The sequence below is a fragment of the Calothrix sp. NIES-2098 genome, from assembly GCF_963875125.1.
Lineage (GTDB): Bacteria > Cyanobacteriota > Cyanobacteriia > Cyanobacteriales > Nostocaceae > Aulosira.
The window spans coordinates 8,603,374-8,617,093 of sequence record NZ_CAWNKJ010000001.1; the positions used below are offsets into that span (position 1 = coordinate 8,603,374).

Consider the following 13,720-nt stretch of genomic DNA (forward strand, 5'->3'; position numbering starts at 1 on the left):
TGTTTTAACGTTCAAGCTGGCTTGATCAATGGGTAATATCATGTCCGCTAAATTAGTTGCGATATGTCATTGCGAGTGGAACGTAGTGGAACGTAGACGCGTTCGCGAAGCGTTGCCGCAGGCTAGCGGCTTCTCGTTCGACGAAGTCGTTCCCGAAGGGTAGAGTAGCAATCACAAGGTCTCTGCGATTGCTTCCCTACAGTCGCAATGACAAGTGTTAAAACGGACATGATATGAGCTTGAATAAAAAACATCAAAATGTTGTTCACAAATGCCTGGATATTCTCTATGAATGGCCTGATATTAGCAACGAAGCCTGTTTTTAACTGTGTGTTAGCGAAACACTAGTGATGTCAGAGCGTCAACATTAAAGGTACTTAGGGAATTTCTGGTGCTTGTCATAGACATTGCACCCAAAGCTTTGAACTCAGTACTCACGAGAATCCGCCATGCTGGCTTCCTGAACGTCAAACTGCTGTGCGGCAGAAGCTTAATCTTAATCAAAATTCCATTAATTAATAATTAATATTAGTCGAACTACTGAAGTGAATGGTAAGATAACTCTTTAATCATCAAATTAAAAATTTAATTGGATCTTCCTATATTCTTTTTTAGCTTAATATTACTTGTTCTATGAAGCCGCTTGGTAAAATTTTACAACAGGCCGATCTGATTTCATCCGAACAGATAGAGATAGCTCTAAAAGAGCAGAGCCAATTTAATGGATCGCGGCTTGGTGAAATTTTAGCCTCGCATGGTTGGCTGAAACAAGAAACGGCTGATTTCTTCTCTCAGCAGTGGCCAGCTGTACTAGAGCAAAAACCAAAACAGTCCTTGGGTAAGTATTTACAAGATGCGGGACTATTAAATGAGCAGCAAATAGCAACTATCCTCGCAGAACAGCCAGACAAAAAACTTCGCTTCGGAGAATTAGCTGTACTTAAGGGTTGGTTGAAACCCACTACCATCAAATTTTTTTTAGAAAATCTGGCTTTGGAAGAGCAAATGCAGCATGACGAAATCTCAACACCTAACAGCCTAACGCAGACAGAGCAGTTGCAGGAATTGATATTACAACAGAAAAATAATATCAGAGCCGCGAACTCAATTGAGCAATCGAGTTTTGATTCTCAATTGGGAGAACAGGAATCATCAATGTTAAGACTGTTTAGCCGCAGTACTATTAGATTATTTAAATTAGATGAAAAGGCTAGTCGTCCAGATGTGGTAATGACAGAAGTGCTGTCATGGACAAATGGCCAACCGATTCTTACCCAAAAGCTTTGTCGAATGCTAGCAGATTCGCCAGGATTTATTCCCGCAGGTGCAGAAGCCACAACTTTACAACATCTGGTACAAACTCGTTTAATTTATCATTGGGAAACTCAACTGGCAGCCGAACATTTACAAAGAATACGCGAAAGTATTCTCCAAAATCAGCAATGCGACCCTTTATCTTTGCTGGAATTGTACCAACAAATTTTACAACAGGGAGAAATTCCCACTAATAATAGTTCCGAACAGATAGAACTTTTGCAAATAGGCTTGGTAAAGCAAAGACAGAAACAATTAAGAGTCTCAAACCGCATTTACCAATCAGTTTTTGATGCCAATTGGGTGCAGCAGGAAGCAGCAAAGTTAAGACTGTTGAGCCACAATACGATTAAATTATTCAAGTTAGAAGAAAAAGCTAGTTGTCCAGAAATTTTGATGTCAGCAGTGCTGTTTTGGACAGAAGGACAGCCGATTCTTACCCAAAAGCTTTGTCGATTGCTAGCGGAATCACAAGAGTTTATTCCCGCAGGTGCAGAAGCAGCCACAGTTCAACAGCTAGTTAAGACGTGCTTGATAGATAGTTGGGAAACTCAACTAGCAGCCGAACATTTACAAGGGATACGTGAAAGTATAATTAATAATCAACAATGCGACCCTTTATATTTGCTGGAATTGTACCAACAAATTTTACAACAGGGAGAAGTTCCTACTAATAATAGCCCCGAACAAGCAGAATTATTGCGTTTAAGATTAGTAGTGCAACAACAAGACCAAATAAGAGTTGCAAATCGGATTTACAAATTAGTTTTTGATACCAATTGGATAAATCGAGAATCAGCAAGATTAAGACTGTTGAGCCGTGGTACGATTCAATTATTTAAATTAGACGAAAAAGCTATTTCACCGGAGACTGTGCTGTCGGAGATTCTGTTTTGGACAGATGGACAGCCGATTCTGACTCAAAAAGTTTGTCAATTATTGGCGGAATCACAAGAGTTTATTCCCGCAGGTGCAGAAGCAGCAACAGTGCAACAGCTAGTCAAGATGCGCTTGATTAATAATTGGGAAACTCAAATAGCATCTGAGCATTTACAAGAAATTCACTTAGGTATTATCCACAATCGGCAATGCGATCCCTTATTAGTGCTGGAAATATACCAGAAAATTTGGCAGCAAGGTGAAGTTCCAATCAATGCAAGCCGAGAACAGGGAGAACTATTGCGCTTTGGATTAGCAGTGCAACATCAAGACAAACTGAAATTGGGGAATCGGATTTACCAATTGGTTTTTGATCGCGCTTGGGTAGAGCGAGAATTAGAGAAGATACTACTGCCTTCTTTGGCAAAAACAGCCATCTACGAACCTACACCATCAGCCAATACTTTGAATGTTAGCAATACTTATACACCTCCCGAACCTGGAGCAGCTAAACGATTTTGGGTGTTGCTGTTAATAGCTGGCTTGATGGTCTGTGGTTCTGGCTTGATGGTTTTAGGTTTTAGTCTATTTAGATGGTTACAAGTAGAAACAATTTTTAAACGCGGTAACGAGCTATTGCACCAAGGAGAATATCAAAAAGCGATCGCCAAATACAACAAACTTTTAGAACTCGATAGCAACTACTACCAATCTTGGACTAACCGCGGCTACGCCCTAGCTGGGCTAAAAGACTACAACCAGATGCTAGAATCCTGCACGACAGCAACTATTATTAACCCGGAAGCTGTTTATGCCTGGAATTGCCGAGGGGAAGCGCTATATAACCTCAAACAGTATAATGAGGCGATCGCTGCTTTTGATAAAGCGATTATGCTCAATGCCAAAGACCCTGTATTCTGGATCAACAAAACTGAAGCACTACTAGCACTCAAACAACCAGATACAGCGCTGATTACTGTTAATCAAGCGATTGAGCTTTTAAAAGAAGTGTGGGAAGCTGAACGTAAAGAGGCAAATGCCAAAGAGTTAGCTATTGGTTTTACCTATCAAGCGAAGGTGCTATCGCAAAAACAGGAATACGAAGCATCATTAAAAGCTTACGAGCAAGCATTAAAATATAATCCCCAATATTTCGCGGCTTTGCGCGGTAAAGGACTGGCGCTACAAGCCTTAAAGCGAGACGATCGCGCGATCGCTCAATTTTATTTTCTCCTAGAACGCCACCAGCTAACTAATCCGCAAAAAGCCGAAATTTGGTATTATTTGGGATTAAGCTTGTGTGAATTTCGCCAATATGAAAAAGCGATCGCGGCTTTCGATCGATCTCTCAAACTAAAACCCGATTACGCAGCCGCAAAACAAGGAAAACAAGCTTGTTATCAATAAATCTAGTTAAGTACTTCAATTAAAAAGGCCACCAAAAAGGTTTGGTATCTGTGTAAGTACGGCTAATAGTCCGAACATCGGGACGTTGTGCTTGTTTAAAATCCTTACCTAACATTTCGTAGAAAGCTTGGGAGGGGTTCTCGATGGGTTTGAAACTAAATAAAACCTGAGCGCTGTAATGATTGCAACCGATACCTCTGCGTTCTACAGCGCAAACAACAGGTCGATCGTTCAACTTATCAGTCGTCAAATACTTATAATTACCCGTATCATAGACAGCCTGCAAACTTCCAGCCGTATTCTGGCAGTTTTGCAAAGCATCCGCCGCTGAGAAATATTTCGGCAGAAACTTCAAGATAGCGTGTTCTTGAGTCTTACCTTCTCGATTTAAAGTAACAATCACCGTTGGCGTACTAGCGTTAGTCTTACAGGTGACTTGCACGTTGCTAGCTGTGCTGGGCTGAGAGAGTGCTGCTATAGTACCCAGCACTAATATTGGTACCGTTCCTCTAGTTGCCCAAGACTGCCATTTGTTCATATTACTTAACTTCCTTGATTGACCAAAATTTAGGCTTGATTATAGACTCAATATTATTATCTTTTTTAGTTGAATTTACTTAAATTAGACTAAAGAAAGCTTCAGGTAATTTTTCATTAGGGTAGATTTTTCCCTGTGCAAAATGAAACAAGTCCCTCGCCAAATTTTCTGTCTTAGCAGTGCTTACATCTGCTGTCTAATTGCTGCTTCTCCTGGTTTAGCGCAAATCTCTTCAGATAACACACTTCCTGGCAATATTAGTCAAAGTGGTAACATCTTTGAAATTACGGGAGGGGCACAAGTTGGTAACAATCTTTTCCATAGCTTTCGAGAATTTTCTGTTCCCACTGGTGGCGAAGCTTTTTTCAACAACGCGACAAACCTAACTAATATTACTAACATTATTAGCCGAGTTACAGGTGGTTCAATCTCTAATATTGATGGCTTAATTAGAGAAAACTACGGCGCTAATTTCATCCTGATCAATCCTAGCGGCATTAACTTTGGTGCCAATGCCCAACTCAATATTGGTGGCTCATTTTTGGCAAGTACGGCAAATAGCGTCAAATTTGCTGATGGTGCAGAGTTTAGCGCTACAGACACTTCAGTTTCTCCTCGACTCACAATTAGCGTGCCAGTCGGCTTGCAATTTGGGCAAAATCCCCAAGCAATTCGCCTTCAAGGGCAAGGACATAACCTCAGTCTGGAACGCCCGATATTCTCGCCCTTTACTAGAGGAAGCACCACTGGCTTGAAGGTGCAGCCTGGTAATACTTTAGCCTTGGTAGGCGGGGGAATTATCTCTGAAGGTGGGACGCTGACAGCCGAAGGCGGACGCATCGATTTAGGTAGCGTAGCCGGAGGCTTGGTGAGTCTCAATCCCAGTTCTCAAGGCTGGAATTTAAGTTATCAAGGAGTGACGAATTTTCAAGATATTGCCCTATCGCAAAAAGCATTAGCAGATACCAGCGGTGCAGGTAGTGGCTCAATTCAGTTGCAAGGGCGAAATATTTCTCTGCGCGATGGCTCAGTTGCGTTAATTCAAACCCAAGGAGCGCAAGCAGCAGGCGGAATTAATGTCAACGCTTCTGAGTCTTTGGCATTGATTGGTACGACAGCAACGGGACAGATTTCCAGCAACTTGTTTACCGAAACTCTCGGTGCTGGCAAGAGTGGCGATATTAATGTTGTCACCCCCCGTTTACTGCTACAAGATGGAGCAGCCATATCTGCGGCTACATATACTCCTGCTCCCGGTGGCAATATTGATATCAAAGCGGCTGATTCCGTACAAGTGATAGGATTTTCCTCAATTAACCCCAGTCGTTTCAGTAATATCACGGCGGCAACGTTTGGTGCTGGTAATGCCGGAACTCTCACAGTAACAACACAGCAGTTGACGGCACTTTCAGGAGGAAATATTGCCTCTGTTACTGGTGGTAAAGATGGCATTGGCTCCGGTGGTAACGTGACTGTCAATGCCTCAAAGTTGGTAGAACTAATAGGCGTCACACCATTTGTTTTCACTCCTAGCCAAATCACTGCTGGGACTGGCGGCCCGGGAAAGGCTGGCAGCGTCACCGTGAATACTGAGCGTTTGGTTGTCAAAGATGGCGGGAGAGTAGATGCTTCCACCTTAGCTAGCGGCCCCGCTGGTAGCGTTACCATCAATGCCAAGGATGCGGTAGAAGTGAGTGGGACTGTCCCAGGCTCAGTCAATCCCAGTTTGATCGTTTCCTCAGCTAACATCGTCGATCCGAGCTTACAACAGTTATTGGAATTGCCCGCTGTACCGAGTGGCAACTCTGGTGATGTAACTATTAACACGGGAAAATTGACGGTTGCAGATGGTGCCGAACTGACAGTGAGAAATGATGGCAAGGGGAATGCCGGAACGCTACAGGTTAATGCTGGCTCTGTCTTGCTCAATAGCGGAGGTAAGATCACGGCAGACAATCTAGGTAGCGGATCTGGGGGGAACCTCAGAATTGAGACTGGTAAGTTAACAATTAGCGATCGCGCTTTCTTATCGGCATCAACTTTTGGTAATGGTACGGGAGGAGATATTAATCTCCGTGCTGCCGACTCAGTAGAAATGTTAGGCACTGGATTTGAGGAGATGCAAGGGATTTTTCAAGTCGGCGCGCTAGCTGGAACGCTCAAACCCACCGATCGCGGAACTGGTATTTTTATTGAAACTGTCGGTACGGGCGCTTCAGGGAAGCTAACTATTGAGACTCCCTTCCTACTGATGCGTAACGGAGCGATCGTATCTAATCTGACATTTAGTAACGGAGTCGGCGGAAATCTGAATATCCGTGCCTCTGAGTTAGTAGAAGCAACTGGTTCTGCCATTCAAACAGGAAATACTATAGGCAGTACTGGCACAGCAGGTAACATCAAAATTGATACTAAGCAATTGAGATTGCAAGATGGGGGCAATATTGTTAGTGCGACCTTAGGAAATGGTCTGGGCGGAAATGTAGAAATTAAAGCCACCGATGCCGTACAAATACAGAGGACTCCACCAACAGCTGCAATTTTAACAGGCATCTACACTAACACTACCTTCGGTACAGGCAAGGGTGGCGATATCACAATTGATACAGGCAAATTGTTTATTGAAAATGGCGTCATTGGCAGTAATACAGGAGCTTCTCTACCAACACTTGTTATCCCTTTTGGGGGGCCAGGGGGAAATGTCATCGTCAATGCCAGCGATTCTGTAGAAATAGCTGGCATTTTACCCGATCCCAGATTTCCTAGTGGTTTAGGTACTACAGGTTTTAGCCCATCTCGCTCAGGAGACTTGACGATTTCGACGAAGAAGCTAATTCTGCGTGACGGGGCAGATGCATCGACTGCGACGTTAGGTGCTGGCCAAGGAGGAACTTTAACTGTCAACGCTTCCGAATCTATAGAACTCAGTGGCACCCAAATCGGAAATTTGACACTAGGTGGCTTATCAGCTGCGGCTGGAAGGGTGAACTCACCAGAACTGAAGGTCACGGGTGCTTCTGGTGACATCAATTTGTTTACAGACAAATTGATTGTTCGGAATGGGGCAAAAATTGGTGTGGAAAGTTTAGGCCAGGGAAATGCAGGCAATTTGAAAGTCGTTGCTAACTCTATCCGGCTAGATAATCAAGGAAGCATATCTGCTGCTACTACATCTGGTGAAGGTGGCAACATTTCTCTGCAAACACATTCCTTACTGATGCGTCATAACAGTCAGATATCTGCTACTGCTGGTGGAAATGCTAACGGGGGCAATATCAACATTACTGGCTTTAGCCCTACCAACTTTGTGGCCTTGCTGGAAGGCAGTAAGATTACAGCCGATGCTTTTCAGGGGGCGGGAGGAAATATCAGCATCAATACCAGAGGATTCTTTGTCTGTCCGACTTGCCAAATTACTGCTAGTTCCCAACTGGGAGTTGCTGGACAAATCAGCATTAATACACCAGAGGCAGAAAATAACTTTGAAGTTATTGATTTACCGCAAGAGGTAGCGAAACCAGAACAAGTAGTAGCGCAGGCTTGTCGCGCCTCCAGAAGAGAGAATGAAAGCGAATTTACGATAACTGGGCGCGGAGGCTTACCACCTCGACCCAGCGAACAGTTAAGTAGTGGTGCTTTGATTAGTTTTGAGCCTGCTGGTGCAAGTGCTGCTACCGAGGTGCAAAATAGCTCGCAACTACCGTTACCTGCAAGAGGTTGGTATGTGAACGCCCAAGGTGTGGTAGTTCTCGCCAGCCAAGCGCCTACTCCGAGTCCTTATGGTTCTGGGTTAAGTTCAGCTAATTGTCAATGAAATAGATTTTTTATGTCACGCCCAGCCGCGGAGTCGCAGAGAGAGAAGAATGCAAGAGTGTAGTCTGAAATCTGGTGTTAGGTTGAGTGTTTTATATCCTTATCTGTTGTTCTTACTTGTGCTGTCTTCGACAAACTCTGCTTACGCCCAGCCGAATCCTGTCACCCCCAAGCCTCCAGAACAACTTCCACCTAACCCCCTACCTCCAACAAACGCACCGATTGAGATACCGCCTTCAGCACCGCCAACGCCGGAGGAAGTGCAGGATATTCCAGGGACTATTACCGTGCAAAAGTTTGAGTTTGTGGGCAATACGGCATTTAGTCAAAGGGAGTTAGAATCTGCGATCGCCAATTTTACAGGCAAACCAATTACCTTTGCTGAACTACTCAAAGCTGCCAATCAAATTACCGAACTGTATGTAAAAAAGGGGTACATCACTTCGGGAGCCTATATCCCAGCTCAAGAATTTCGTTCGGGGATCGTCAAAATTCAGGTAGTAGAAGGCAGTTTGGAAGATATTCAAGTTAATGTCATCAAAGGACGATTGCATCCTAATTATGTGCGCAGTCGAATTGCGATCGCTACTGGCAAACCCCTGAATATCAATCGCTTACAAGAAGCTTTACAACTGCTGCAACTCAATCCTTTAATTGAAAGCTTAGATGCGGAATTGACTGCGGGTACTAGACCAGGTGTAAATTCCCTGACAGTTGCAGTTAAGGGTGCGAGAACTTTTACTACTCAACTCAATCTGAATAATAACCGCAACCCCAGTGTTGGTAGTTTTGAGCGCGGGATTACAATATCAGAAGCTAGCTTGTTGGGATTAGGCGATCGCTTCACTTTTGCTTACAAAAATACTGATGGTAGCAATAGTTTTGAGGGTGGCTATATCCTACCAATCAATGCCCGCAATGGCAGTATTGGCTTTAACTATCGCATTACCGACAATAGAATTATTGAACCTCCTTTTAACAATCTGGATATCGAAGTCAATTCTCGCGAGTTTGAATTGTCTTTTCGTCAGCCAGTGCTGCAAAAAGCCACACCAGAAGTTAGCCAAGAACTCACTCTAAGTCTCACCGCAGCTAGACGGGAAAGCAATTCTTCGATTCAAGGTGTGGATTTTCCTCTATTTCCTGGGGCTGATAACCAAGGAGAAACGCGCATATCTGAGTTGAGTTTTGCGCAAGAATGGCTACAGCGAAGTCGTCAGGAGGTGTTAGCAGCTCGTTCGGAGTTTAACCTGGGGGTTGGAGCCTTTAACGCCACGATTAATAACAACGAACCAGATAGCCGATATTTCCTTTGGCGGGGACAGCTAATATATTTGCGCCTCCTCAGTCAAGCAAAAGGACAAACTGCGATCGCTCCTACTCTGTTGTTGCGTTCTAATATGCAATTGGCAAGCGATTCTCTGCTTTCCATCGAACAGTTTAGTTTAGGCGGTCAAGGAACAGTGCGGGGTTATCGCCAAGATGCTTTGCTTACCGATAATGGTATTTTTGCCTCCGCAGAATTGCGATTACCCATTGCCCGTTTCCCCGAAGTGCAAGGAACTTTACAAGTCGCACCATTTATTGATATTGGCACTGTCTGGAACACGGGAAGAGAAAATCCCAAACCCAATACCATTGCAGGTACGGGATTCGGGCTACTTTGGCAAATGGGCGATCGCTTTACAGCCCGCCTCGATTGGGGGATTCCTTTAGTAAGTATTGATTCTAGCAAGCGGACATGGCAAGAAAATGGCGTGTATTTTCAATTGGAGTATAAGGCGTTTTAACAAGGGTCAAAAGTTAAACACAAAGGCACGAAGACACAAAGATAAAACAAGATTTCTGATTAACTTTTGAATTTATTATGATTTATAAAAAGTATCGTCGTTTATTGATATTCATCTTTTCAGGCTTATTGGGTCTGTTATCAAGTCTTAGTATTCCTGCTTGGTCGAATTCTTCTAGTTTACAAGTCACAGCCAGTCCTTTAGAGATAGCGAGGGAAGGGGAAAAACGCTACAATGCTGGAGAATTGGAAGCAGCTATCAAGTTATGGCAAACAGCGGCTGAGGGTTATCAAAAAATTGGCGATCGCGAGGGTATAACTAAAAGCCTAATTAACAAGTCCCAAGCTTTGCAAGATTTAGGACTGTATCCCAAAGCTTGCAAGACCTTACTTCAAGCTTTAGAAGTTAAAAGTCCAGATTGTAGCCAAACCCAAATCGATAGCGTCTACAAAACCCTTGCAGAAAAACAAAATTCCCTTTCTTTAACTGAAGCGATTGGTTTGCAAAGCCTCGGTGATGTTCTGCGCAGACAAGGTTTATTACAACAGTCTCAACAAATCTTGCAATTAAGTCTGTCATCAATTGCAGCATCGCCAGCGAAAAGTGCTGTCTTACTGAGTTTGGGTAACACCGAACGCACTTTCGGAAACCAAATTCGCGATCGCTGGGATTATGATGCAGTGACGGACATTATCGATCGCAAATCTCTGTCTGATGCGCTAGCACCTTACCAACAAGCTGTTAACTACTATATTCAAGCAGTAAATATTGCATCAGCGCCAGCAATTCCCAAAATTCAAGCTCAACTCAATCACTTTCAGCTATTACTAGAAACGCAAAAATGGTGGCGCGAACAGACGCAACGCCGCATCGCTTCTTGGTCGAGATTTAATGAAGCTAAATTAATTCAAAGAGCAAAAGATTTTAGCTCTCAGTTAGAGTTACAACTAAGTCAAGATACACAAAATTTGCAAAGTCAAATTACATCTAACCTGGCAAATCTTACACCCAGTCGCGCCGCAATTTACGCTCAGATTAATTTTGCTGAATCTTTGATGCAAAGCGCACAATTAAACCAGGTTGCACCGATATTAGAAAATGCGTTGCAACAGGCACGTACCTTAGGAGATAGACGAGCCGAAACCTACACTCTAGGCTACTTGGGCAAACTCTACCATAAACAAGGGCAATTAGATCGAGCAACCAAACTGACTCAGCAAGCTTTAATCTTAGCTCAAGAACAAAATATTACTGGGGACGCTAGGGAAATTATTTATCTTTGGCAATCGCAGTTAGGTAGTTTGCTCAGAAAACAGGGAGATGCCAAAGGAGCGATCGCAGCTTACACTGCCGCCTTTAATACGCTGCAATCTCTACGTAGCGATTTAAATGCTAACAATCAAGATGTGCAGTTTGACTTTCTCCAAGAAGTTAGACCTGTTTATTTAGAATTAGCAGATTTGCTATTGAAATCAAATCTAGGTGATGATGAATTAAATTCTTTGTTAGTCTTCGATCCGAGGATTAAACAAGAAAAGACGGAAACGAAAAATTCTCAAAAACGTTTAGAGTTAGCCCGCCAGATTGTAGAATCTCTGCAATTAGCAGAACTAGATAACTTCTTTCAAGACCCTTGTTCGGAAACAGCAAATGTCGCAGTGCAAATTGATAATATTGATGCTAATGCGGCTGTTATCTATCCCATCGTTTTGCCAGATCGCTTAGAAGTTATCCTTTCCGTATCGGGGAAACCCTTGGAGTCTGTCAAAATTCCCATCAGCGAAAAGGAAGTTAATGAGACTTTAGATCGGCTGTACGATAATTTAGACAACCTGAGTATTAATAACTCTGCACGTAATATTCTCTCGACTTCTAACCCCAATCCCAAAGAATTAGAAGAAAATCTTCAGACGCTATTACCAATTTTCCAAGAAGTTTATAACTGGCTGATTAAACCTTTTGAAACACTATTAGATAACAACCAAATCAAAAATTTAGTCTTTGTACTAAATGGCAGATTACAAAGAGTACCAATAGCTGCACTTTACAATGGACAAAATTATCTAATTCAAAAATATAGCGTGGCGCTGGTTCCCAGCCTACAACTACTCGCGACAAAACGATTGCAAAGCAAACAACTAAAAGTTTTAGCTGCTGGCGTTAGCGAACAAGTTAAAATACAAGGAGAATTTTTTGCTGCACTAGTTAATGTGCCCAAGGAATTAGACCAAATTAAACAAACTTTTCCCGCCTCCCAAAAGCTGCTGAATCAAGAGTTTACCGCCAAAACTATTCAAAAACAGTTGAAATCAAATTTTCCCGTTGTCCACTTAGCAACGCATGGGTTATTTAGTTCTAATCCCCAGAAGAATTTTATTATTACAGGCGATGGTAAAAGCATCAGTATTAATGAGTTGAGTACTTTGCTCAGAGAACCAGGTACAACTGTAGAATTATTGGTGCTGAGTGCTTGCGAAACTGCTACTGGCGATGAACGCGCCGTTTTAGGCTTGGCGGGAATGGCTGTGCGATCGGGCGCACGCAGTACTCTAGCTACACTCTGGCCTGTAAGCGATGCTTCAACTGCGCAATTCATGGGTGAATTTTACCAAAATCTGAAACAGCCAGGGGGGAAACAAGCAGATGCTTTGAGGAAGGCACAACTCTCGCTGTTGGAATCTTTGAAGCTGAATCCGCCTTTTCAGGAGTTGCAGAATTTACCACCTCATCCTTATTATTGGGCACCTTACGTTTTAGTGGGTAATTGGCAATAGAAGAAAGGTATTAGTTAATAATTAGGACACAAGCAAGCTACTGTATTCAACAAGTTCTTTATGAATTCCTCCAGCCGTCATCCGCAAACTATTCTATTTCTCGCTGCTAATCCTAAAGACACCACTCGTTTACGGCTCGATCAAGAGTTGCGGGATATTGGGGAAGGACTGCAACGCGCTCAAAAGCGTGACCAATTTAAGTTAGAACAACGGTTGGCGGTTCGTCCGCGTGATATTCAACGAGCTATGCTCGATGTGAATCCACAGATTATCCATTTTTCTGGACATGGAACAGGAGACAAAGGACTTGTCTTTGAAGATGAAATTGGCAACGCCAAGCTTGTGGATGGGGACGCATTAGCAGGGCTATTTGAACTTTTTGCTGACCAAATTCGCTGTGTTGTACTCAACGGCTGTTATTCAGAAGTGCAAGCAAAAGCGATCGCTCAACACATTGACTATGTGATTGGCATGAATCAGGCAATTGGCGATCGCGCGGCGATTGAGTTTGCGGTAGGGTTCTACGATGCGCTAGGGGCAGGTCGTCCCATCGAGTTTGCCTATAAACTGGGGTGTGCAGCAATTCGGATGGCAGGTGTTGCAGAACATTTAACCCCAGTTCTGCTAACAAAATCCACGTTTGGGGATGCGACAATTCAACCAGCTCTGGTGCTGTGCCATCAGTTCCCCAAGCTTCTGTTGAGCAACCGCAGAATACACCTATTGATGTTTTGATCTCCTATTCTCATAAAGATGACGACCTAAGGGAAGAATTAGTCACCCAGCTTGCTAACCTTAGAAGGCAGGGTAAAATTACTGCTTGGCATGATCGCGCGATCGAAGCAGGGGAAGAATGGGAAACTCAAATAAAACAGCGCCTGCAATCTGCTCGCATTATTCTACTGCTAATAAGTCCCCCCTTCATGGCATCAGACTACTGCTATGACGTTGAGATGCAGCAGGCAATCCAGCGACACAATGCAGGTACAGCAAGGGTGATTCCCATTATTCTGCGACCTTGCGATTGGCAAGATTCACCATTCAGTAAACTTCAGGTTTTGCCAAAAGATGCCAAGCCCGTGACACAGTGGAGCGATCGCGATGCCGCGTTTGTGAATGTAGTCGAAGGGATTCGTAAGGCTGTTAACTCCCTCACAAATGGATCAAAATAGTAGAGACTATCCAAAGTAGTTGAGTAGTCTGTA

Annotated in this window: 7 protein-coding genes; 6 read left to right on the forward strand and 1 reads right to left on the reverse strand. The window is 43.4% G+C overall.

What is annotated here, in order from left to right; translation table 11 throughout:
• Positions 1-633 precede the first annotated feature (633 nt).
• A complete protein-coding gene (locus AACU33_RS36150) occupies positions 634-3,600 on the forward strand; it encodes a tetratricopeptide repeat protein (protein ID WP_096595038.1) in 2,967 nt (988 codons plus the stop codon).
• A gap of 19 nt (positions 3,601-3,619) precedes the next feature.
• On the opposite strand, the gene AACU33_RS36155 is transcribed toward AACU33_RS36150, so the two are convergent.
• Complete coding sequence (locus AACU33_RS36155) at positions 3,620-4,138, reverse strand: COP23 domain-containing protein (protein ID WP_096595039.1); 519 nt, start codon at positions 4,136-4,138, stop codon at positions 3,620-3,622.
• 142 nt (positions 4,139-4,280) lie between these two features.
• Between AACU33_RS36155 and AACU33_RS36160 the strand changes: the two genes are divergently transcribed.
• The 5 genes from AACU33_RS36160 to AACU33_RS36180 all read left to right on the forward strand — a co-directional run bounded on the left by AACU33_RS36160 (position 4,281) and on the right by AACU33_RS36180 (position 13,687).
• On the forward strand, positions 4,281-7,952 hold the full coding sequence (locus AACU33_RS36160) for a two-partner secretion domain-containing protein (protein WP_096595040.1): 3,672 nt from the start codon (positions 4,281-4,283) through the stop codon (positions 7,950-7,952).
• Positions 7,953-8,001: 49 nt separating this feature from the next.
• Complete coding sequence (locus tag AACU33_RS36165) at positions 8,002-9,741, forward strand: ShlB/FhaC/HecB family hemolysin secretion/activation protein (RefSeq protein WP_096595041.1); 1,740 nt, start codon at positions 8,002-8,004, stop codon at positions 9,739-9,741.
• Between the two features lie 77 nt (positions 9,742-9,818).
• Positions 9,819-12,515 carry a CHAT domain-containing protein gene (locus AACU33_RS36170; protein ID WP_096595042.1) on the forward strand — a complete coding sequence of 899 codons (2,697 nt, stop codon included), beginning with the start codon at positions 9,819-9,821 and terminating at the stop codon, positions 12,513-12,515.
• A 60-nt stretch (positions 12,516-12,575) separates the two neighbouring features.
• On the forward strand, positions 12,576-13,250 hold the full coding sequence (locus AACU33_RS36175; RefSeq protein WP_339376476.1) for a CHAT domain-containing protein: 675 nt from the start codon (positions 12,576-12,578) through the stop codon (positions 13,248-13,250).
• Complete coding sequence (locus AACU33_RS36180; protein ID WP_339376477.1) at positions 13,190-13,687, forward strand: toll/interleukin-1 receptor domain-containing protein; 498 nt, start codon at positions 13,190-13,192, stop codon at positions 13,685-13,687. The genes AACU33_RS36175 and AACU33_RS36180 overlap by 61 nt, the downstream gene beginning before the upstream one ends.
• The last annotated feature ends 33 nt before the right edge of the window (positions 13,688-13,720 follow it).

Coding starts and splice junctions, on each gene's coding strand:
- AACU33_RS36150 (WP_096595038.1), top strand. CDS start 634: ATGAAGCCGCTTGGTAAAATTTTACAACAGGCCGATCTGATTTCATCC.
- AACU33_RS36155 (WP_096595039.1), bottom strand. CDS start 4,138: ATGAACAAATGGCAGTCTTGGGCAACTAGAGGAACGGTACCAATATTA.
- AACU33_RS36160 (WP_096595040.1), top strand. CDS start 4,281: ATGAAACAAGTCCCTCGCCAAATTTTCTGTCTTAGCAGTGCTTACATC.
- AACU33_RS36165 (WP_096595041.1), top strand. CDS start 8,002: ATGCAAGAGTGTAGTCTGAAATCTGGTGTTAGGTTGAGTGTTTTATAT.
- AACU33_RS36170 (WP_096595042.1), top strand. CDS start 9,819: ATGATTTATAAAAAGTATCGTCGTTTATTGATATTCATCTTTTCAGGC.
- AACU33_RS36175 (WP_339376476.1), top strand. CDS start 12,576: ATGAATTCCTCCAGCCGTCATCCGCAAACTATTCTATTTCTCGCTGCT.